Origin of the sequence: Luteimonas rhizosphaerae, assembly GCF_002849595.1 — a bacterium.
In the GTDB taxonomy this organism is placed as follows: domain Bacteria; phylum Pseudomonadota; class Gammaproteobacteria; order Xanthomonadales; family Xanthomonadaceae; genus Luteimonas; species Luteimonas cellulosilyticus.
Genome location: NZ_NRQR01000024.1, coordinates 36389 through 55656 on the forward strand (window position 1 = coordinate 36389; position 19268 = coordinate 55656).

Sequence of the window (19268 nt, forward strand, 5' to 3'; positions counted from 1 at the left end):
GCGATCACGGCCGCGCGGCATCGCCTGGAGTTGAGGACTGCCGCCGCGGTGCGACGGCAGTCCGGTCACGCCATCAGGGCTGGTAGCACGCGCCCGACGGATCGACCTCGATCTGGATCAGCTCGCCGCCGGCACCGCCCCAGACATTGCCACCGGTGAAGATCAGGCAACCCTCGTCGCGGAACAGCACCTGCATCCGCGTTGCGTCGTTGCCGAAGTAGAACGGGATCCAGCGCTTGCCTGATTCGTATGTGTGGGACCGGTCCGGCGCGCTGTCCATCAGCTCCTGCACGTCCTGCATGCTCATGCCGATCTGCAGCTGCGCGAATTTGCTGCCCTCGGCCGGCGTGCCGACGATCTCGCCGGTGAACGAGCCGTCCTGCGACTGCACTTCCCGCGTCTGTCCCTCGTTCGCCGCCGTCGTCCCGGCCGCCCCCAGTGCCAGCGCCAGTGCGGCGCCGATTGTCCATGCCTGCATTCCAGTCCCCTCCCCAACGTCGCCGGAATGGCGACGGCGGGGCGATGCTAGCAGGCGACCACGGCCCGGGCGATCCGGAAGCGGCGCCCGGCTCCGGCGTTGCGATGCGCGGTCGACGCGCTGGATTGTGTGCCCGTGGCGGACGACATCGGTCCGAGGATCGCGTCGCGGTCGTGCCGCCGCCGCGGCGACGCGCATCGGATGAGGCACGGCGACGGCGACCGTCGCGCCACAGGGTGATGCCGGACAGCACGCCGACAGCGACGTTCAACGCCGTGCGCGGCATGTCGACGACGTGAAACGGCGGCGTGCTCAGCTGCAGGTGGCGGTGCCCTGCGTCGCCCGGCCCAGCGCAAGCGCCAGCACGACAGGACGGACGAGCGCCCCGGGGTGTCATCGCGGCAGGGCAAAGGCTTGCGGGCGCGCTGCAGGATGCGGCGAGGCCGCGCCCGTCACGCGCGAGACCGCGGCGGTCTCGTGGCGAAGCACCGTCATCAGGAACTCCAGCACGCGCGCGCCGTGTCCGTCGCGGACGAGGTCCGCGGCCGTGCTGCCATCGAGCGCGGCGATGGGGTCGTCGTGGTACCAGCGCCGCGCTTCGGAGGCGTCGGTGACCATCGCGGCGGCCGACAGCACGCAGCGCTCGACGTCGTGGCCGCTCACGCCGCGTGCACCTGGTGCCGCGGAATCGCGACCACGAAGCGGGCACCACCGCCGTCGGCGACCTCCACCGTGATCGTCCACTGGTGCGCGAGGCAGATCTCGCTGACGATGGCCAGACCGAGCCCCGCGCCGTTCGTCGCGGTGGACGCACGCCAGAACCGCTCGAACAGATGCGCGCGGTCGCCGGGTGCGACGCCCGTGCCCTCGTCGGCCACGACGAAGCCGCGAGGCGCGACCTCGAGGGTCACGCGGTTGCCCGTCGGGGTGTGGCTGATCGCGTTCTCGAGCAGGTTCTTCAGCAGCACGAAGACCGCGCCGCCATCCGCGTCCACCCAGGCGTCGGGTTCCTGCCGTTCGACCTGCAGCCGCACGCCGTGCTGCTCGGCCACGCGCGCCATGTAGCCGCCCGCTTCCTGCGCGAGCGCCCACAACGACACGCGCGCGAAGCGGTAGTTGCGATCCTCGCTGACCTCGGCCAGGTGCAGCAGCTGGTTCACCTGCCGCGCCATCAGCTGGGTGTCGTGCAGCATCGCATCGCGGTCCATGCCCTCGCCGAGCTCGATCTCCGCACGCAGCAGCGTGAGCGGCGTCTTCAGTTCGTGCGCGGCCGTCGCCAGGAAATCCTGCTGGACGCGCAGGCCGTGTTCGAGCCGTTGCAGCGCGAGGTTCAACGCCTCGATGAGGGGGCGCATCTCCGACGGCATGCCGTCGGTGCGCAACCGCGCCGAGACCGTGCGCGGGTTGATCTGCGCGGCCAGTTCCGACGCCTGCTGCAGCGGGCCGACGGCGCGCCGGATGGTCAGGTAGATGACGATGGCGAACACGGTCAGGGCGCCCAGCGCCGCGACGATCGCCGATTCGCGGTAGAGGCCGTGGGCATGTTCGGCGAGGCGCTGCTCCATGCGCTGGCTGCGCGCGACCTGGATGCGGTAGTCCATGTCGCGGCCGGCCACGTGGCGTTCGGCCACCTGCAGGGCCACCGGCGGGCCGTCGCCGCGGACCTCCACGCGATCGCGACCGGGCGGCATGCGCTCGAGTGCGGCGAGCGCGGGGCCGCGCGGGCTGTGCACGACCACGCGGCCCGTCGCATCGGTCACGCGATAGGCGATATCGCGGCGCAGCGCATCGTAGTCGCCCGCGAACCAGGTGCCGCCGAGTGTCTCGCTGTCGAACCGGCCGGCGAGGATCTGCTGCTCGATGACCGACAGGTCGTCGTGGTTTTCCTGGCGCACCTCGTAGTCGGTGCCGCGCAGGTGCGCCAGCGCGGCAAAGATCGCGATCGCCACCGCGCCCGCGGCGAGCATGCCGACCAGCGCCGACAGCAGCAGCCGGCCGACCAGGCTAGGGGGCCACATCGCCGACGCCCAGTGAGAATCCGTGGCCGCGGCTGTTCACCAGGGCCAGCGCGGATCCGATGGCAGCGAGCTTGCGCCGCAGCCGATGCACGGCGACGTCGAGCGCATTCGGCGTCACCGCGTCGGTGAGGCCCCAGGCGGCCTGTTCGAGGCTGCTGCGCCGCACCGTGCGTCCTTCCGCCTGCAACAGGCACACCACGATCTGCAGCTCGGTGGGCGACAGGGTCACCACCTCGTCTCCGCAGCACAGGCAGCCGGCCTGGGGCAGCACGCGCAGGTCGCCGTAGCGCACCTCGTTGGGCTGCAGCGACGGCGCCCGGCGCAACAGCGCCCGCACGCGCGCCACCAGTTCTTCCATCGCGAACGGCTTGGGAAGATAGTCGTCGGCCCCCGCTTCCAGGCCGTCGACGCGGTCGCGCAACGCGTCCCGCGCGGTGAGCACCAGGCACGGCGTGGCCCGGCCCGCCGCGCGCAGGCGCCGTACGAGATCGAGGCCGTCGCCGCCGGGCAGGCCGCGATCGACGAGCAATGCGCCGTACTCGCGTTCGTTGAGCGGTCGCCACGCGGATTCGGCGGTGCCGAACACATCGGAGGGGATACCCGCGGCCAGCAGGCCGCGCGCGATCAGGCCGGCGATGCGGTCGTGGTCCTCGACGATGGCGACTCGGTTCATCGCAGGGTCCGGTCAGAAACCACGTGCCACAGCGATGAAGGCCTGCGCCACGCCGTCAGTATCGCGTTCCAGCAGCGGGCTGTCGGCGAGTTCGTCGGGCAGGTGCTGGTACTGCAGGCGGCCGATCACCTGCCACTTGCCGCCGAGCGGACGCTGGAACGTCACGCTGGCCGCGGGCACGACGGCGGCGCCGGGCGCGTACGCCGCGCCGTTGAAGGTTTCGGATGCCCGCACGCCGTAGTAGTAATCGGCCACGTCCTCGGAGAGCCACTTCACGCCGATGCCGGGAATGACCGTGGTCCTGCCCAGGCTCAGGCGATACGTGTAGTCCAGGGCCAGTTCGTATCCGTCGCTCGTGCCGGTGACGTCGGCGACGCCGCGCACGGCCAGTGCGTTGCGTCCGAGGCGCCACTGCGCGGCGAGGCCTGCGTCCGCCGCGTCGTCGCGGTCGACCAGTCGATCGAGATCCACGCCATTGCCAGCCAGGGCCGCGCGGCCCAGGTCGTCCCGGTCCACGCCGTCGAAGCGGCCGGACACGATGGCATCGAGCACGAAACCATCGGTCGCCAGCAGGTGGACGCCCACCGTGTCGGCGCGCCAGAACAGCCGGTCGCCTTCGTACGTCACATAGGGCAAGGGCCGCGTCCGCACGCCCTCGCCCGCGTAAGGGCTGTCGACGACCGACGCGCCGAGCCCCAGGGTCCAGCGATCGGGTTGCGGTGTCTGGCTGAGGGCGGGTTCCGCGCCCACGGGCGTCTGGGCCGCCACGGTGACGGGGAGAAGGAACAGCAGGGCAAGTGCGGCACGGGACATGGGGGAACGCCGGTCGGGGGGGTGCCGACCATGGTCGTGACCGCGACTTACACCGGACTTACGCATTGGCGGTCATGTCCGGAGCAGGGCCGGGGGCGCAGTCGCCGGCGCAACGGCGCTGCAGGTCGTGGCCGCGACGCGGCACCGACGCGCGGTACCCGCCGGTCAGGCGGCCGCCGCGGCGATGGCGCCGTGGAAGCGGCCGACGAAGTCGTCCATGCCCACCTCGCCGAGGTCCACCGCCTTGGCGCCGCCGGCCGCGACGACCGTGACGTCGTCGATGCCGATCACGCCGAGGACCAGGCGCAGGTACTGGACGGCGATGTCGCGGTCGCGGATCGGCGAGTCCCGGGTATAGACCCCGCCGGAGGCGACCAGCACCGTCGCCCGGGTCCCGGTCACGAGCCCGCGGCCGTCCATGCCGAGCGTCAGCCCCTTGCGGACGATGTGGTCGATCCAGGCCTTCAGCGAGGCCGGCACGTTGTAGTTGTAGACGGGCGTCGCGATGACGATGTGGTCGGCGGCGAGCACTTCGGCGACCAGCGTGTCCGAGCCCTGCATCCGCGCGCGCATGTCCGGCGTCCACTGGCCGGGCGGGGTGAAGTACGCCGTGAGCCACGGCGCATCGACGAACGGCAGCGGGGTGGCCGCGAGATCGCGGTGGACGATCTCGCCCTGCGGATGCGCCTGGCGCCAGCGGTCCACGAAGCGGCGGGTGAGGTGGCGGGAAATCGAACGATCGCCGCGCGGGCTGGTCTCGACGACGAGGAGTCTGGACATGGGGGTGCCTTCGTTGATGGGAGCGGCGCCCATGCTGGCCGCCGTAGTCCCCCTGCGGAAGCGATAAAATTCCGATCAATTCGATCGGTCGAGGTGATGGATGATCGGCAACTTCACCCTGGACCAGCTGCGCATCCTGGTCACGATCGCGGACACCGGCAGCTTCTCCGCTGCGGGGCGGGCGCTGGGACGAGTGCAGTCGGCGATCAGCCAGTCGATCGCGACGCTGGAGCACGTGCAGGGCGTGAGCCTGTTCGACCGCAGCACGCACCGGCCGCGCCTCACCGACGTGGGGCGTGCGCTCGTCGCCGAAGCGCGCACCGTGCTGGCCAGTGCCGCGCGCTTCGAGGCGCTCGCCGCGGGCACGCGCGCCGGCGTCGAACCGGAACTCGCCATCGCGGTCGATCCGCTGGTCCCGACGGAGGCGTTCATCGACAGCCTGCGCGCGCTGCGCGTGGCGTTCCCGTCGCTGCCGGTCAGCTTCTCGACCGAAGGCCTCGGCGGTGCGGAGCGCCGGCTGCGCCGAGGCGACGCCGCCATCGCGTTGTGCACGCTGCTCCCCACGGTGCCGCAGGACCTGGCGGCGTTGCCGCTGGTGGCGGTGGAACTGGTGCCGGTGGTCGCGCACGACCATCCGCTCGCGGCGCTCGGGCGCGCCGTGGACCGCACCGATCTCGATGCCCACGTCCAGCTGATCCTGTCCGACCCGTCGACGCCGGACGGCCCGAGTTACGGCGTGCTGAGCACGCGGACCTGGCGCTTCGTGGAGCTCGGGCGACGTCTCGACTTCCTGCTGGCAGGCCTCGGCTGGTGCCGGATGCCGGCCCTTCTGGTGGCACCCCTGATCGCCCAGGGCCGGCTCGTGCGGCTGGCGATCCACGACGACCCGGCCCCCGCCCCGGGTGCCCTGACGATCTACGCTGCCCACCTGCAGACCCGGCCGCCGGGACGGGCGGGACGCTGGCTGCTGGAGGATCTCCGGGCGCGCTTCGCGCCGGACCGGTAAGCGGCGCGCTGCCAGGTCACGATCGCGAGGTCGCGGATGGCGGCACCGGACCGCCGCCGGCGCGACACCATCCGGAGCGGGCAGGCGTCCACCGGATCCGGCCCGTCCGCGGAACGTCGCGGCCGGCGAGGCTGCGCGCGTCGGACGGGCGCGCTGCGCAGCGCCGTTCGTATCTCGAAAGCGCGACGAGCCCGTCGACCTGCCCGGCCCGTCCCACTAGAGTCGGGCGTGCGCACGCCCACCACGCGCGACGGGGTTCCACGGCGCTGCCAGGCGGGTGCGGACACGTCCCGCCCCCCGTTCCAACGTCCACAACGGAGACGACAACGATGCACGTCCTGATGGTGCTGACCTCGCATGACCGGCTCGGCAATACCGGCCGCAAGACCGGCTTCTGGCTCGAAGAGCTGGCCGCCCCCTACTACGTGTTCAAGGACGCCGGGTACGCGATCACCCTCGCCTCGCCCAAGGGCGGGCAGCCGCCACTCGACCCCAAGAGCAACGAGCCCGATTTCCAGACCGACGACACCCGTCGCTTCGAGGCCGACGCCGACGCGGGCCAGGCGCTGGCGACGACGGTGATGCTCGCCGATGTCTCGGCGGACGATTTCGACACGGTGTTCTACCCCGGTGGCCACGGCCCGATGTGGGACCTGGCCGAGAGCCCGGCGTCGGCGCGCCTGATCGAAGCGTTCCTCGCCGCCGACAAACCGGTCGCGCTGGTCTGCCACGCGCCGGGCGTGCTGCGCCACGTCCAGACCCCGGACGGCCGTCCGCTGGTCGAAGGAAAGCAGGTCACCGGCTTCACCAACACCGAGGAAGCAGCGGTGGGCCTGACCGAGGTCGTGCCGTTCCTGGTCGAGGACGAACTGCAGGCCAAGGGTGGCCTCTATTCGAGCGGCCCGGACTGGAGCCCGTACGTGGTGCAGGACGGCCTGCTGATCACCGGCCAGAACCCGGCCTCGTCGGCCCCCGCCGCGCAGCGCCTGGTCGCCGCCTTGCGTTGACCCCTGGCGGGAGGCTCACGCTGGTCGCGCGGCGTCGGCGTGGCGTGCGCGGGCGGGACGTGCGTCGCCCGCCGCCTGCGAGGCACGACCGGGCTGCGGGCGCCCGGCTGCACGGACCTGCGCGCATCCGGTCACGCCGAGGCCCGCGGCCCGCGCGCGCTGCGCGCCCTGAACGTCGCCGCCTTCTGCCGGTTGCCGCACTGGGCCATGCTGCACCACCGCCGCTTGTGCGACTTCGTGCGGTCGTAGAACCACAGAATGCAGTCCGGGTGTTCGCATTGCCGGACCAGGGCGAAGTCGCCCTCCACCAGCAGCTGTGCCGCGGCCTCGGCTACGGGGCCGAGCAGCGCGGGCACCGCGTCGCTGCACGCGGTCCGGGCGAGTGCGAAGCCGCCGTCCGACGTGCGCTTGACGGACGGTGCCGTCACGTAGCGGTGCAGGAACTCGTTGAGCACCGCGAGGTCCGGGTGGTCGCCCGCCTTGCGCGCAACGACCAGAGCACGCACCCGCGCCCGCAGGGTCCGGCCCTGGGCCAGCAGGCCCGACGGCGGCGGCGTGCCGGCCGCCTGCCCGATGCCGTGGCGCGCCAGCCAACGGACGACGTCCGCAGCCGTGGCCCAGTGGTCGATCAACCCGCCCTGGCTGCGCGCCTCGGTATTGAGCAGATCCAGCGCCAGGTGGTCGACATGCCCGGCGGCGTCTCGCGCTTCGGTCATCGACATAACCTCCAAAAATATATTTGACAGGTTACCACGCAGCGGCTAGCCTGCGGCATAGTAACCTTCAATATTTGATTTTTAAGGTTACGCGCAGTGCCCACTCCGAGGATCCCGCCATGCACATCGCCCCGCTCGTTCTCGCCGCCGCCACGCTCCTGGCCGGCGCCACGTCTGCCGCGGCGTCCGACCCCGCGGCCACGGTCCACTACCGCACCACGGACATCCGGGGCGTCAGCGTCTTCTATCGCGAAGCCGGCCCGGCGGATGCGCCCGTCGTGCTGCTGCTCCACGGCTTCGGCGCCTCGTCGCACATGTTCCGGGAGCTCATTCCGGCCCTGGCGACGCGGTATCGGGTGATCGCGCCCGACCTGCCCGGTTTCGGTCAGACCACGGTCGCGCCGGGCGTCGCGTTCGACTACACCTTCGACACGCTGACCTCGGTCATCGAGGCCTTTACCGTCGAGAAGGGCCTGAACCGCTACGCCCTCTACGTCTTCGATTACGGCGCGCCCGTCGGCTGGCGACTGGCCGTGGCGAATCCCGGGAAGATCACCGCGATCGTCAGCCAGAACGGCAACGGCTACGAGGAAGGCCTCAGCGACGGCTGGGCCGACATGCGCAAGGCGTGGGCATCCCCGACCGCCGACAACCGCGAGGCGCTGCGTCGCTTCAACACGCCCGAGATGATCCAGTGGCAGTACACCGAAGGGGTCGAGGACACGTCGCGGATCGCGCCGGAGAGTTACCAGCTGGCCTCGGCGGCGATCGCGCGGATCGGTGTCGAACCGCAGATGGACCTGCTGCTCGACTACGGCAGCAACGTCCGCCAGTACCCGCAGCTGCACGCGTTTTTCCGCCAGCACCAGCCGCCGACGCTGGCGATCTGGGGCCGGCGCGACCCGTTCTTCCTGCCGGCCGGCGCGGAGGCGTTCCAGCGCGACAACCCGAACGCCGAGGTCCGCTTCCTCGACGCCGGCCACTTCGCGCTCGAAACCCATGGCGGCGAGATCGCGGCGGCGATGCTCGAGTTCCTGGATCGCAGCATCGCACGTTGAACGCCGACGCGGCCTGCGATGCCCCACCGGCATCGCAGGCACGTTGCGCCGGCACCGCGCGGGGACCAGGTCGATCCCTCCAGGCCCGCGGGTCCTGGCGTCCCCGCGATCAGGCGTTGAAGCCCGCATCCACCGTGACCACGGATCCGGTCATGAACTGCGCCGCGGGACTGGCGAGAAAGCTCACCGCGGCGGCGATGTCGGCCGGCGCGCCGTAGCGGCCGAGCGCGGTCAGGCGCGTGTTGGCCTCCGACCACTCGCCATCGGCCGGATTCTGGTCGGTGTCGATCGGGCCGGGCTGGACCAGGTTCACGGTGATGTTCTGCGGCCCCAGCTCGCGCGCCAGTCCGCGGTTGAAGGCCAGCAACGCGGACTTCGACATGGAATAGACGGTCAGCCCCGGATAGGGAACGCGCTCGCCCAGGGCGGAGCCGATGGTGATGATGCGGCCGCCGCCGGCCAGGTGCGGAATCGCCGCCTGCGCAGCGAGCACCGCCGCACGCGCGTTGACGTCGAGGACGTCCTGGATGACCGCCAGGTCCATGTCGACCAGCGGGCCTGCGCGCGAGATGCCGACGTTGTTGACGAGGATGTCGAGCCCGCCGAGTGCCGTCACGGTCTCGGCGACCGAGCGCCGCACTGCGGCGGGATCGCCGCTGTCGGCCTGGATCGCGAGGCCGCGACGACCAGCCTGTTCGATGTCGCGCACGACGGCCGCGGCCTTGTCCGCGGACTGCAGATAGGTGATGGTGACATCGGCGCCGCGGCGCGCCAGGGCCAGCGCGATGCCGGCACCGATGCCGCGCGAGGCGCCGGTGACCAGCGCGCGTTTGCCGCGCAGGTCCTGCGGCGGCGTGTCGCCGTCATTGCCGCGGCCACGTGTCGCCGCGACGGCCAGTGCGGGTGCGCCGACTGCGGCCAGCCCCTTCGCCACGCCGAGCAGCAGGTTGCGCCTGCTGATGCCGTGATTGCCGATCTCTTGCATGTCGTTCTCCTGGAATCCGGCCATTGCCGGTCGTTGTGGGACGTGGTTGTGGTGGGCCGATCGCGTACCCGCTGCGATCACTTGGGGGAGGCGTTGGCCGCTGGCCGGTCTGCGCAGCGGGTTCAGACGCGAGGCCAGGCGGACGTTGCAGGCCCGGACCTCTGCGCTGACACGGCTGCAGACAGGAAGAAGACGGGTGACAGCGCAATCTGGAACATGGGAAAGCTGTGCGTGGTCTGGACGATGGTCTTTGTCACGACTTACGCAGGACTTACACGCGGTTGCCAGACGGCGAGTTGTGCATGCATCCGGGCTTGAATCTGCCGGCTATGTCCCGCGGGCGAGCGCGGCCCGGCGCAAGCACTCAACCGAGGCGTTGCCGCTGCCCGGTCTGCGCCGCGCGCTCGACCGCCGCGATCAGGCGGGCGTTGTGGCGCGCGTGCGCGAAGCCGGGCGTGTCGTACGTGCCGGCGGCGATGTCGCGCGCCAGGCTGGCGTAGACCTCGCCGACGTTGATGGCCGCGCCGTTCCAGACGTCCGCCGCCGTCGGGCCGACACCCGTCGCGACCGGTGCGTCGGGCGCGTCGAACGGCACGCTGGCCCACAGCGTCAGGTCGCCGACCTGCACGCCGGCCAGGTGGTCGCCGCGCAGGGTCAGCAAGCCCTGCGTGCCGCGGATTTCGAACACGAATCGCGGCGCATTCTCGACGCCGGCCAGCACCTGCACCGACACGGACGCGCCCGAGGCCGTGGCGCCGATCAGGTCGATGTGATCCGGGATCTCGCGCACCGATGTGTCGCCGGTATCGACCAGCGTGATCTGCGGCCACAACAGCGCGGTACGCGCGTCGACCTCCGTGAAATCGCCCAGCACGCTTTCGACGATGTCGAGGACGTGTGCAGTGGTGATCGTCAGGAAGCTCGCGCCGGACGCCGCTTTGTTGAAATAGTCGTAGGCGCTCGGCGAACTCGGGCCGAAACCGAACGTCGTCGCGCGCACGTTGGCCGACAGCAGCCGGCCGAGCGCGCCGGACGCGACGAGGTCCGCGGCGCGCCGCACCGACGGGTTGGCACGCCCCTGCAGGCCGATCGCGGTGTGCAGTGCACCTGCGGCGTCGGCCATCGCCTCGGTCTCGGCCAGCGTCGCGCCGAGCGGCGATTCGCAATAGACGGCCTTGCCCGCGGCCAGCGCCGCGCGCACCAGGTCGTGGTGCGCCGGCACTTTGACCGCGACGGTGACGATGTCGATCGTGTCGTCGGCGATCAGGGCATACGGATCGGCGTACCAGCGCTCGGCGCCGAACGCCGCGGCGGCAGCGCGCGCGCTGTCTTCGCGGCGCGTGGCGACCGCGGCCAGCACGAGATCGGGATGGGCCTCGATGGCAGGCACGTGCGAGGCGCCTGCCCAGCTCGCCCGGGTATCGGCGCCGATGATGCCGACGCGTAAGGGATGGATGGACACGGTGTGGCTCCAGAGGTTGGGGGAGGTGAAAGCGATGAGGCCGTGCGCGGCAGGGCGCGCGTGGATGTCGTCCCGCGCGCGACGGCATCAGCTGCGGCGGTCGTCCGACTGGGCCAGCAGCCAGCCGGGATACTCGGCCGGTAACCGGCTGGCGGCATCCAGTCGCGCCAGCGCGGCGGCATCCAGGCGCAGGTCGGTCGCCCGCACGTTGTCGGCGAGTTGCGCGACGCGTTTCGCGCCGAGCAGCACCGTGGTCACGACCGGCTGGTGCAGCAGCCAGGCGATGGCCACCTGGCCGGGCGTGGCATCGTGCTGCTGCGCGACGGTGCGCAGCACCTCGATCAGCGGTTCGCCACGCTGGCGGTCGATCGGCGGGAAATCGAGGTCCGTGCGCCGGCCATCGGCGCCGTCGCCACCGCTGGAATACTTGCCGGTCAGGTAGCCACCGGCCAGCGGGCTCCAGACCATCAGGCCGACGCGCTCGGAGGCCAGCATCGGCGCGATCTCGCGTTCCAGGTCGCGGCCGACCAGCGAGTAGTACGCCTGCAGCGAGACGATCGGCGCGAGTCCGCGCGCGCGGCCGATACCGAGCGCCTTCATGACCTGCCAGGCGGCCCAGTTCGACAGGCCGACGTAGCGCACGTCGCCGGCGCGCACCAGGGTGTCGAGCGCGTCGAGCGTTTCCTCGATCGGCGTGGCCGGATCGAAGGCGTGGATCTGGTAGAGGTCGATGTGGCCGACGCCGAGCCGCTGCAGGCTGGCCCGGCTCTGGCCCAGCACGTGCCGGCGCGAGCCGCCGCGCATGTTCGGTCCCTCGCCCATCGCCGATGCCACCTTGGTGGCGATCACCACGTCGTCGCGCGCGACGCCCAGGTTGCGCAGCGACTGGCCGAGCATCGTCTCGCTGCGGCCGTCGGCATAGGCGTTCGCCGTATCGAAGAAATTGATGCCGGCGTCGAGCGCCGCGCCGACCAGGGCATCGGCCTCGTCCTGGCCCAGCCGGCCCACCTGGCCCCAGATGCCGCCTTCGCCGCCGAGGGTCATCGCGCCGAAGCACAGCTCCGACACGAACAGTCCGCTGTCGCCCAATGTGCGCATCCGCATGACACGTCTCCTCATCCGATCGAGGTGGTCACCGTACGCAGCGGATTGGCTGTCCAGAAGACCGCAAACCGCACATCAGTCGTAAGCACGGCTTTACAATCCGCCGATGGATCCGTCGCAACTGCCGTCGCTCGCCTGGTTCGCCCACGTCGCCCGCCATGGCAGCTTCACGCGCGCGGCCGAGGAGATGAGCGTGTCGCGCGCGGCGCTGTCCCAGCACGTCAAGGCGCTGGAAGCACAGCTCGGCGTGCGCCTGCTCTATCGCACGACCCGGAACATGTCGCTGACCGAGGCCGGGCAGACACTGTTCGACGCGCTGGCACCGTCGCTGGGCGGCATCGAGAATGCGGTCCAGCGTCTGGGCGAGGTCCGCGACACGCCGTCTGGCGTGCTGCGGGTGAACACCTCGCGTCTCGCGGCACGCGCGCTGGTCGAACCGCACCTGGTCGAATTCCACGCGCGCTATCCGCAGGTCACGCTCGAACTCGCGATGGCCGACTCGCTGTCGAACATCATTGCCGACGGCTGCGATGCCGGCATCCGGCTCGGGCAGAGCCTGGCGCCGCACGTCGTCGCGGTGCCGATCAGCCCGCCGCTGTCGATGGCGGTCGCGGGCTCGCCGGATTACCTCGCGCGCCACGGCCTGCCGAAAACGCCTGACGACCTCGCCGCGCACCGCTGCATCAACTACCGCTTCGCGGGCACGGGCGCGCTGCACCACTGGGATTTCAAGGCGCGCGGCCGCCACGGACGCCACTTCACCCAGGCCGTCACCGGCCCGCTGATCTGCAACGACGACCAGGCCATGGTGCGCGCCGCACTGCAGGGCATCGGCCTGCTGCAGATCGTCGACCTGTCGATCCAGCCGCAGCTCGCCGACGGCAGCCTGGTCCGCGTGCTGCAGGACTGGACGCATCCCCTCGCCGGCTTCCATCTCTACGCGCCCTCGCGCGAGCACATGCCGTCGAAGGTGCGCGCGCTGATCGACTTCCTGGTCGAGAAGCGGGATGCGGTGGTGGTGCCCTGACCGCGACGCGGATCGCGCGCTCAGAACATCGTGTTGTCGTGTGCTGCCTGCACGGGCACCGGTTGCAGCACGTCCCAGTGTTCGACGATCTTCCCGTCCGCATCGAAGCGGAAGATGTCGATGCCGGCCCAGTCCGGGTGCGCGTCCGTCGGCCAGTGCTGGTGGCAGTGCAGGACGACGAGATCGCCCTCCGCGACGACGCGCTTGAACGTCACGTGTTTGCGCGGGTAGTCGCGTGCCATGCGTTCGAAGTACGCGATGAAGGCCTGTGCACCGTCCGCGACCTGCGGGTTGTGCTGGCGGTACGTCGCGCCGACATAGCGGGCCACCGCCTCGGCAGGGCGACCGTCGTTGAACATCAGGCGGTAGAACGCCATCGCGGTCGACTTGTTCTGCGCGGGGGTGGTCGGCATGGCGAGGGTCCGGTGCGTCGCAGTGGCCTGCGCGTAGTTCGTGTCGGGCGACGTCGGGGCGCCGGAGGATCGGGGCGTGGATCGGCGCGGGCGACGCGCGCTGATTCTGGTATCAGCCGCCCGATGCCCCGGAATGCGGCTGCGGCGCCGGACGCTGCGACGGTGGCGACCTGGCGCCCAGCGTGCGCGCCGTCGCCAGCGCCCACCAGCCGAGCAGACCGCTCATGACGATCCGTGCGGGAAAGTAGAGCAGCGCAGGCAGCGCGAACAGCCAGGCGACGACATGCGCCGGCAGCACATGGGCGGCCACGGCCTTCACCCAGAGCAGGGCCGGCAGATGCGCCTGCAGCAGCGCGCCGACCTGCAGGCCGGGGTCGTCCCAACCGGACGCGGCCACGACCCACAGCGCGTACAGACCGATCGCGCCGTCGCCGATGCTGCCGACGAACGAGGACCAGCCGAGGACCAACAGGAACATGCGCATCGGGTCGCCTTGTGCGATGGATCGGAGTCGTCGGGCGGGCGTATCGCGGCGCCCGCGCCGACGGACACGCGATCATGCCGCGCTCGCCGCGTTGGCGTCTCAGGTGACCTGTGTGCCGACCCACCACGTGGTGCCGCCGGCATCGGTGAATCCACCGCGGCGGTCCTCGTCGTCGCCCTGCGCCGGCGCTTTCACCGGCGTCGCGCCGGCGGCGATCGCACGCTGGTACGTGGCGTCGACATCGGCGACGTAGACGTGCACGTGCGCCGCGACCGCAGGCCACCCCGCGGTCGCCTCGCTCAGCATCAGCACGGTGTCGTCGATCCGCGCCTCGGCATGCAGCAGCGTCCCGTCGTCGCGCGCGTAGCGCCGCAGCGGCGTGGCGTCGAAGACCCGGACCAGGAAGTCGAGCGTCGCCTGCGCGCCGTCGACGACGAGGTACGGGGCGACCGAGGTGTAGGCGTCGGGCTTGAACGACATGGCGGCTCCTCGCGAACGGCGTGCTGGCGTGCATCCGGATGGCGCATGTACCGGCCATGCGGCGCCGCCCGATGCTAGCGCAGGGCCGCGGCGGATCCGCACGGATCCGCGACCGTCCGTCGGCGCGCGACGTCGAGATCCGCGCGACCGCACCCGTGTGGGGTCATGCGCCGGCTTCCGCCCGGTCGCGCCCGACACGCGCGACCGGCATCGACGCCAGGCAACGCGCTACGGCGCCCGCGTCGGCCCTTCGCCCTCGACGACACTCTGCGCCGCGCCATTGCTCTGGCCGATCGCACCGATGGTCGCGAGATCCACGCCCTCGATGCAGGCGAGATTGAAGCCGTACTCGGTCGGCACGCTGCGACGCTGGTGATGCGTGTAGATCCCGCAGACGCCGCAGAACCAGTGCTTCGCGATGCCGGTATTCCACTGGTAGAGACGCAGCGCGTCGGCGCCGCGGATCACGCGCAGGCGGTCGAGGGTGACCCCCGCCATGACCGCGCCCTTGCGACGGCACAGCGAACAGTTGCAGCGCCGCACGTTCTCGAAGCCGTCGATCAGATCGACTTCGAACGCGACGGCCCGGCAGTGGCAGGTCCCGGTGACGGTTGGCATGGCGTGGTCCGATCCTCGGTGGCGGCGGCCGGATGCTCCCATGCGGGGCGGTGCTGTCCGCACGCCATGGGCCGATGGTCGCGCGGCCCAAGCGAAACCCGCGCAGGATCGGCCCGACCGCGAGCTAAACTTCGGCGCTGCGGAGCCGATGGGGTGTTGCGGGCCGACCGCAACGGGGGAGACATGCGCTGGGGCGTGGGAGGGGCGCTGCTGCTGCTTCTGGCAGCTGTCGGGTGCGTGGAGGTCCCGGCGACCTCCGCGGCGACCTCGCTGCGGTCCGCGCGGCCGCGGGCTGGCAGGACGCGGGTGATGCCCTGCGCCGCCGCGACGACGCGCGCTGGTGGCGGGTGACGGTCGACGCCGGCCCGGCGCCCGACGCCGGCGAGTGGATCGTCTCGATCCGCGAGGCCTACGATGCGCGCCTCGTCGTCTATGCGCCGCCCGACTACCGGCCGCGTGCGCTGGCGACGTTCGACCCCGCGGCGACCCAGATCGGTTCACGCCAGCGCCTGACGATCCCGGTGCCGGACACGGCGCTCGACCGGCCCGTCTTCATCGAAGTCGTGTCCTCGCGCCATCAGCCGATGCGCGTCGAGGCGCAGCCGCTGCAGGCCTACCTCACCGCAGACTACTCGCGCGTGCGCTTCAGCAGCGCCGTCCTCAGCGCGCAGCTGCTGCTGGCCACGGTGGCGGCGATCTTCGCGTTCGCGCTGCGGCGCTGGATGCTGCTGCTGTTCTGCGTGTGGGTGCTCTCGGTCGCGGTGTATCTCGTGGTCATGCGCGGCGAAGTGGTGGCGCTCGCACCGTGGCTCCCGCCGGCACATGCCATGCGCGTCGCGGGCGTGGTCATCAGCCTGGGCCTGCTGTCGGTCTATGCATTCCTGTTCGCGCTACTGCAGGTCGGCGAGCGGTTTCCGCGGATCGCCCGCGCCTACAAGCTGACGCTCGCCGCGTGCGCACTGTTGGTGGTGCTGATTCCGTTCGCGCCAGCCTCGGCGATGACGACGGTGGCCCCGGCGGTCGTCAACCTGCTGCTGCTCGCACTCGGCCTCACCACCCTCGGCATCGGCCTGCGGCGCGCGATCGCCGGCGATCGCGAGGCGTTGTATTTCCTCATCGGTTGGGGCCTGGTCTCGGTCGTCGCGATGGTGCGCACCGTGTACTTCATGCGCTACGCCGGCACGCCCGACTGGCTGGAATACCTGCATCCCGCCGCCGATGCGACCGGCGCGCTGATCCTGGTGCTGGCCACCGCGCGCGCGGCCCGGTATGCGGAGCGCGAGATGGCGTCCGCGCGCCTCAGCGCAATGACCGATCCGCTGACCGGCCTGCCCAACCGCGCCCAGCTCGACGCCGGCGCCGCGCAGTTGCTCGACAGCTCGACCTCGGGCGCGCAGGCGCTGTCGGTGCTGTTCGTCGATCTCGATTACTTCAAGCAGGTCAACGACCGCTTCGGCCACGACGTGGGCGACGCCTGCCTGCAGGCGATGGCCGGCATCCTGCGCCGCCACGTGCGCGCCAGCGATCTGGTCGCGCGCTACGGCGGCGAGGAATTCGTGCTGGTGCTGGCCGGCGCGGACACAGCATCCGCACTGCGCGTCGCGGAATCGCTGCGCACGGTGGTGGAAACCGAAGGCCGCGAGGTCGGCGGGCGCGAGGTCGGCCTCACCGTATCGATCGGCGTGGCGACACGTCGCCCGGGCGACGACGTCGCCAGCCTGTTCAAACGCGCCGATGCCGTGCTCTACCGCGCCAAACACGCGGGCCGGAACCGCATCGTGCTCGACACCGACGCCCTCACCCTTCTCGACCCGGAGCCTGCATGACCCCGTCCATCGATCCCGCCACGCTGCGCCCGGGTGACGTGCTGCTGATGCGCGGCATCGGCCCCGTGTCCGACCTGATCGCGTGGTTCGGCGACTCCACCTACAGCCACGCCGCCGTGCTCGTCGACGACGGCATGCTGATCGAAGCCGCGGCGCCGGTGTCGCGTCGCGTGCCGCTGGCCACCCGGCTGGCGCAGGGCGCGTACTACGACTTCATCGACGTGCTGCGCCCGACGCGCGCGAGCGGCGAACCGCTCGACGACACCGAACGCGCGGCGATCGTGCAAGGCGCGGTCGACTGTCTCGACGTGCCCTACCCGCTGGACGCATTGCTGCAGATGGCCGTGTTCGCGACGCTGCGCAACCGCATTCCCGCCGACGCCGGCGTCCGCTGGCTGCTGCGCGAACTCGTCGAGCATCTGATCGCCGACGACCCGTCGCACATGGTCTGCAGCGAGCTGGTCTACCGCAGCTTCCTCGCCGCGGACCTGGCACCCGCGCTCATCGTCAGCGCGCAGCTGGACCTGCCCTTCCCGAAGATCGATGTCGCCGAACTGATCCGCGAATGGCGCGAGGCCAGCGGCAAGACGCACGCGGCGCTGGCCGCGCCGTCCCCCGACCCCACGATGGGCGCGAGCGAGGATGCACTGACCGAATCCTTCGCGCGCCTGCGCGCAAGCCGCACCACGGCCGTCGCCACGCTCGGCATGCCACCCGTGCTGCGCCCGAGCCCGCGCGACGTGATGCCGGTGGACCTGGAGACCAGCCCGCAGCTGCGGCGACTGGGGCGGTTGCCATTGACGGTGGCGGCCTAGCCAGCGATCCGGAGCGACCCGGATCCGTCGCCTCTGCGCGCGCGTCGAAGCATCATCACTTTTTGACGAGCACCACCGACGCCCACAGGTTCCGCTCTAGCGAGGCAAGGCCAGCAATACGTTGGAATCAGGAGTTTCAAATGCGTTTCCAAGGAAAGCGTCCAATACCTAGGTTTCTGCGTTTTTTTGCGACGCAGTCATGCGCCGCTGGGTATCAGCGACGGCCAGCCGATTCGCTCGGTTCCGCGCGTCGACTTTGCACGCGGAATCGAACTGCCGGAATGGTTGTCCTGTCGCTACTCGGATTGGTAGGCGCGCCAGCATTGGCTGCTCATCAGACATCCTCGCTTGATGCCAGCGCTGTCATTGCCGCCGGCGAGCGGTTCAGTACCATGGTCGCCAAATCTCGGCAGCGCAACGATATGCCGCGGCTTTCCGATCCGGCCGTGGCCAGTGTGTTCGATCGCATGGCCAGCCCGCGTCTTCTCGCTCAGGATCGGTACACAGCTGGCGATTTCGGCGCTGTTACCGCCATCTGTGACGTGGCGAACCGCATCAACTCCGCTTATCTGCTGTTCGGAGTGGAAACGCGCATTGGTCCGCAAACAGAGCCGACAGAGGCTGCGCGTCAGATGCAGGTACTGTCCTTGGAGAACGGCACGCGCTTCCACGACGAAACTGTGGCGATGGCGCCGTTTCTGATGCGCTGCGTCGCTGTCCAAGCACAGCTACTGACCGACGCCTTCGGAACATGGGCGACAGATGAGCTGACGCCAGTCCGCATCGGTGGGCTTCGGCAGGCTCAAGCAGGAGCAACCGCTGCAGTGTTGGGCGCTTTGAAGATCCTCGCGGACGCAAATGTGACGCCAGCGCATCACGCGCAATTACTGCGAGAGCTCGGCAGGGCAGCGGCGCCGGTGGCAAACATGCTGCCTTACCCAGCGCGGCACCAGGTGTCGGCGTTGGCGCTTCAGGTGGAGACAGCGGCAGCGCCGGAACTGCGCGCGGCGTTAGGGAGCATTCGACAGACCTTCGCAAGCGACGTCTGCGCCGGACTTTGCGCGCTTGCCGACGTTGATCGCTGACTAGAGCATCGCGGGCGCGTTCCACGTGGATGTCGCGGCCGGGAATGCGCCGCGCCGACCCGATCAACCAGCGCGTCGGCGGTCCAGCAGAATGCCCACGGCCATTCCGAGCGACAGTCCGACGATGCTCCAGGGCAGGGTCGACCCGGTCTGCCAGTAAGCCAGCGCGCCGCCCGTGAACAGCCCGGACAGCGCGCCGATGGTCAGCCATTTGATGGCGGGAAACCGCCGGCCCCGGACGGCGGCGAGTGCCGTCGCCCGGGCGCGCTGTGCCTCCTTCCGGTCGCGCAGTAGCGCGTCCGATGCGGCCTCGGCCTCTTCTGTCGTGCGCATCGTCTTTCTCCTCGTGTCGTGCGGTCCGCATGCCGGCGAGGCACGCGTCCGATCCTGGAGCGGAACGCCGTCCAGTTGCGGCAGGGT

General features: G+C 70.8%; 22 protein-coding genes. 7 read left to right on the forward strand and 15 right to left on the reverse strand.

The window, feature by feature from the left end; all coding sequences use genetic code 11:
* Positions 1-73: 73 nt before the first annotated feature.
* The 6 genes from CJ022_RS11920 to CJ022_RS11945 form a co-directional block, all read right to left on the reverse strand.
* Complete coding sequence (locus tag CJ022_RS11920) at positions 74-478, reverse strand: hypothetical protein (protein ID WP_101926868.1); 405 nt, start codon at positions 476-478, stop codon at positions 74-76.
* A 393-nt stretch (positions 479-871) separates the two neighbouring features.
* Positions 872-1141 carry an antitoxin Xre/MbcA/ParS toxin-binding domain-containing protein gene (locus tag CJ022_RS11925; protein ID WP_101926869.1) on the reverse strand — a complete coding sequence of 90 codons (270 nt, stop codon included), beginning with the start codon at positions 1139-1141 and terminating at the stop codon, positions 872-874.
* Positions 1138-2496: a sensor histidine kinase gene (locus CJ022_RS11930; RefSeq protein ID WP_101926870.1), complete on the reverse strand. Its 1359-nt coding sequence runs from the start codon at positions 2494-2496 to the stop codon at positions 1138-1140. The genes CJ022_RS11925 and CJ022_RS11930 overlap by 4 nt, the downstream gene beginning before the upstream one ends.
* Positions 2483-3169 carry a response regulator transcription factor gene (locus CJ022_RS11935; RefSeq protein WP_101926871.1) on the reverse strand — a complete coding sequence of 229 codons (687 nt, stop codon included), beginning with the start codon at positions 3167-3169 and terminating at the stop codon, positions 2483-2485. The genes CJ022_RS11930 and CJ022_RS11935 overlap by 14 nt, the downstream gene beginning before the upstream one ends.
* Positions 3170-3181: 12 nt before the next feature.
* On the reverse strand, positions 3182-3982 hold the full coding sequence (locus CJ022_RS11940; RefSeq protein ID WP_101926872.1) for a MipA/OmpV family protein: 801 nt from the start codon (positions 3980-3982) through the stop codon (positions 3182-3184).
* A 165-nt stretch (positions 3983-4147) separates the two neighbouring features.
* Positions 4148-4762: an FMN-dependent NADH-azoreductase gene (locus CJ022_RS11945; protein ID WP_101926937.1), complete on the reverse strand. Its 615-nt coding sequence runs from the start codon at positions 4760-4762 to the stop codon at positions 4148-4150.
* A gap of 100 nt (positions 4763-4862) precedes the next feature.
* On the opposite strand from CJ022_RS11945, the gene CJ022_RS11950 reads away from it, so the two are divergent.
* Positions 4863-5768 (forward strand): LysR family transcriptional regulator, encoded by a 906-nt coding sequence (locus CJ022_RS11950; RefSeq protein ID WP_101926873.1) that lies wholly within the window; start codon positions 4863-4865, stop codon positions 5766-5768.
* A gap of 329 nt (positions 5769-6097) precedes the next feature.
* Entirely contained in the window at positions 6098-6775 is a 678-nt protein-coding gene (locus CJ022_RS11955; protein WP_101926874.1) for a type 1 glutamine amidotransferase domain-containing protein, read from the forward strand.
* A 131-nt stretch (positions 6776-6906) separates the two neighbouring features.
* Here CJ022_RS11955 and CJ022_RS11960 read toward each other — a convergent pair whose 3' ends face one another.
* Positions 6907-7491, reverse strand: a complete 585-nt coding sequence (locus CJ022_RS11960; protein WP_199171537.1) for a CGNR zinc finger domain-containing protein — start codon at positions 7489-7491, stop codon at positions 6907-6909.
* 119 nt (positions 7492-7610) lie between these two features.
* Between CJ022_RS11960 and CJ022_RS11965 the strand changes: the two genes are divergently transcribed.
* Positions 7611-8549: an alpha/beta fold hydrolase gene (locus tag CJ022_RS11965; protein WP_101926876.1), complete on the forward strand. Its 939-nt coding sequence runs from the start codon at positions 7611-7613 to the stop codon at positions 8547-8549.
* Between the two features lie 109 nt (positions 8550-8658).
* Here the strand turns inward: CJ022_RS11965 and CJ022_RS11970 are convergent, their stop codons facing one another.
* The 3 genes from CJ022_RS11970 to CJ022_RS11980 form a co-directional block, all read right to left on the reverse strand.
* Positions 8659-9558, reverse strand: coding sequence for an SDR family NAD(P)-dependent oxidoreductase (locus CJ022_RS11970; RefSeq protein WP_199171538.1), 900 nt, complete (start codon positions 9556-9558; stop codon positions 8659-8661).
* Between the two features lie 340 nt (positions 9559-9898).
* Positions 9899-10996, reverse strand: coding sequence for a Gfo/Idh/MocA family protein (locus CJ022_RS11975; RefSeq protein ID WP_101926877.1), 1098 nt, complete (start codon positions 10994-10996; stop codon positions 9899-9901).
* 87 nt (positions 10997-11083) lie between these two features.
* Entirely contained in the window at positions 11084-12100 is a 1017-nt protein-coding gene (locus tag CJ022_RS11980; protein ID WP_101926878.1) for an aldo/keto reductase, read from the reverse strand.
* Between the two features lie 106 nt (positions 12101-12206).
* Here CJ022_RS11980 and CJ022_RS11985 point away from each other — a divergent pair, with 106 nt between their 5' ends.
* On the forward strand, positions 12207-13127 hold the full coding sequence (locus CJ022_RS11985) for a LysR family transcriptional regulator (protein ID WP_101926879.1): 921 nt from the start codon (positions 12207-12209) through the stop codon (positions 13125-13127).
* 20 nt (positions 13128-13147) lie between these two features.
* Here the strand turns inward: CJ022_RS11985 and CJ022_RS11990 are convergent, their stop codons facing one another.
* The 4 genes from CJ022_RS11990 to CJ022_RS12005 form a co-directional block, all read right to left on the reverse strand.
* Positions 13148-13540 carry a nuclear transport factor 2 family protein gene (locus tag CJ022_RS11990; protein WP_101926880.1) on the reverse strand — a complete coding sequence of 131 codons (393 nt, stop codon included), beginning with the start codon at positions 13538-13540 and terminating at the stop codon, positions 13148-13150.
* A gap of 112 nt (positions 13541-13652) precedes the next feature.
* Positions 13653-14024: a hypothetical protein gene (locus tag CJ022_RS11995; protein ID WP_101926881.1), complete on the reverse strand. Its 372-nt coding sequence runs from the start codon at positions 14022-14024 to the stop codon at positions 13653-13655.
* Positions 14025-14123: 99 nt separating this feature from the next.
* A complete protein-coding gene (locus CJ022_RS12000; RefSeq protein WP_101926882.1) occupies positions 14124-14504 on the reverse strand; it encodes a VOC family protein in 381 nt (126 codons plus the stop codon).
* A gap of 228 nt (positions 14505-14732) precedes the next feature.
* The gene (locus CJ022_RS12005; protein ID WP_101926883.1) at positions 14733-15122 is read right to left on the reverse strand and encodes a GFA family protein; all 390 of its coding nucleotides are present in this window, start codon (positions 15120-15122) and stop codon (positions 14733-14735) included.
* Positions 15123-15355: 233 nt separating this feature from the next.
* On the opposite strand from CJ022_RS12005, the gene CJ022_RS12010 reads away from it, so the two are divergent.
* From CJ022_RS12010 to CJ022_RS16805, 3 genes are all read left to right on the forward strand, one after another.
* Positions 15356-16948: a GGDEF domain-containing protein gene (locus CJ022_RS12010; RefSeq protein ID WP_101926884.1), complete on the forward strand. Its 1593-nt coding sequence runs from the start codon at positions 15356-15358 to the stop codon at positions 16946-16948.
* Entirely contained in the window at positions 16945-17763 is an 819-nt protein-coding gene (locus CJ022_RS12015; RefSeq protein WP_101926885.1) for a C40 family peptidase, read from the forward strand. Before CJ022_RS12010 ends, CJ022_RS12015 begins: the two co-directional genes overlap by 4 nt.
* A 281-nt stretch (positions 17764-18044) precedes the next feature.
* Positions 18045-18848, forward strand: a complete 804-nt coding sequence (locus tag CJ022_RS16805; protein WP_143703953.1) for a hypothetical protein — start codon at positions 18045-18047, stop codon at positions 18846-18848.
* A gap of 63 nt (positions 18849-18911) precedes the next feature.
* On the opposite strand, the gene CJ022_RS12020 is transcribed toward CJ022_RS16805, so the two are convergent.
* Positions 18912-19181: a hypothetical protein gene (locus CJ022_RS12020; RefSeq protein ID WP_101926886.1), complete on the reverse strand. Its 270-nt coding sequence runs from the start codon at positions 19179-19181 to the stop codon at positions 18912-18914.
* Between the last annotated feature and the right edge of the window lie 87 nt (positions 19182-19268).

Bases quoted from the DNA above. Each gene is read 5' to 3' on its own strand.
- CJ022_RS11960 (WP_199171537.1), bottom strand. From the start codon at position 7,491: ATGACCGAAGCGCGAGACGCCGCCGGGCATGTCGACCACCTGGCGCTG.
- CJ022_RS11930 (WP_101926870.1), bottom strand. From the start codon at position 2,496: ATGTGGCCCCCTAGCCTGGTCGGCCGGCTGCTGCTGTCGGCGCTGGTC.
- CJ022_RS11940 (WP_101926872.1), bottom strand. From the start codon at position 3,982: ATGTCCCGTGCCGCACTTGCCCTGCTGTTCCTTCTCCCCGTCACCGTG.
- CJ022_RS11920 (WP_101926868.1), bottom strand. From the start codon at position 478: ATGCAGGCATGGACAATCGGCGCCGCACTGGCGCTGGCACTGGGGGCG.
- CJ022_RS11970 (WP_199171538.1), bottom strand. From the start codon at position 9,558: ATGGCCGGATTCCAGGAGAACGACATGCAAGAGATCGGCAATCACGGC.
- CJ022_RS11980 (WP_101926878.1), bottom strand. From the start codon at position 12,100: ATGCGGATGCGCACATTGGGCGACAGCGGACTGTTCGTGTCGGAGCTG.
- CJ022_RS11995 (WP_101926881.1), bottom strand. From the start codon at position 14,024: ATGCGCATGTTCCTGTTGGTCCTCGGCTGGTCCTCGTTCGTCGGCAGC.
- CJ022_RS11950 (WP_101926873.1), top strand. From the start codon at position 4,863: ATGATCGGCAACTTCACCCTGGACCAGCTGCGCATCCTGGTCACGATC.
- CJ022_RS12015 (WP_101926885.1), top strand. From the start codon at position 16,945: ATGACCCCGTCCATCGATCCCGCCACGCTGCGCCCGGGTGACGTGCTG.
- CJ022_RS16805 (WP_143703953.1), top strand. From the start codon at position 18,045: ATGGTTGTCCTGTCGCTACTCGGATTGGTAGGCGCGCCAGCATTGGCT.
- CJ022_RS11955 (WP_101926874.1), top strand. From the start codon at position 6,098: ATGCACGTCCTGATGGTGCTGACCTCGCATGACCGGCTCGGCAATACC.
- CJ022_RS11985 (WP_101926879.1), top strand. From the start codon at position 12,207: ATGGATCCGTCGCAACTGCCGTCGCTCGCCTGGTTCGCCCACGTCGCC.
- CJ022_RS11935 (WP_101926871.1), bottom strand. From the start codon at position 3,169: ATGAACCGAGTCGCCATCGTCGAGGACCACGACCGCATCGCCGGCCTG.
- CJ022_RS12000 (WP_101926882.1), bottom strand. From the start codon at position 14,504: ATGTCGTTCAAGCCCGACGCCTACACCTCGGTCGCCCCGTACCTCGTC.
- CJ022_RS11965 (WP_101926876.1), top strand. From the start codon at position 7,611: ATGCACATCGCCCCGCTCGTTCTCGCCGCCGCCACGCTCCTGGCCGGC.
- CJ022_RS12005 (WP_101926883.1), bottom strand. From the start codon at position 15,122: ATGCCAACCGTCACCGGGACCTGCCACTGCCGGGCCGTCGCGTTCGAA.
- CJ022_RS12020 (WP_101926886.1), bottom strand. From the start codon at position 19,181: ATGCGCACGACAGAAGAGGCCGAGGCCGCATCGGACGCGCTACTGCGC.
- CJ022_RS11945 (WP_101926937.1), bottom strand. From the start codon at position 4,762: ATGTCCAGACTCCTCGTCGTCGAGACCAGCCCGCGCGGCGATCGTTCG.
- CJ022_RS11990 (WP_101926880.1), bottom strand. From the start codon at position 13,540: ATGCCGACCACCCCCGCGCAGAACAAGTCGACCGCGATGGCGTTCTAC.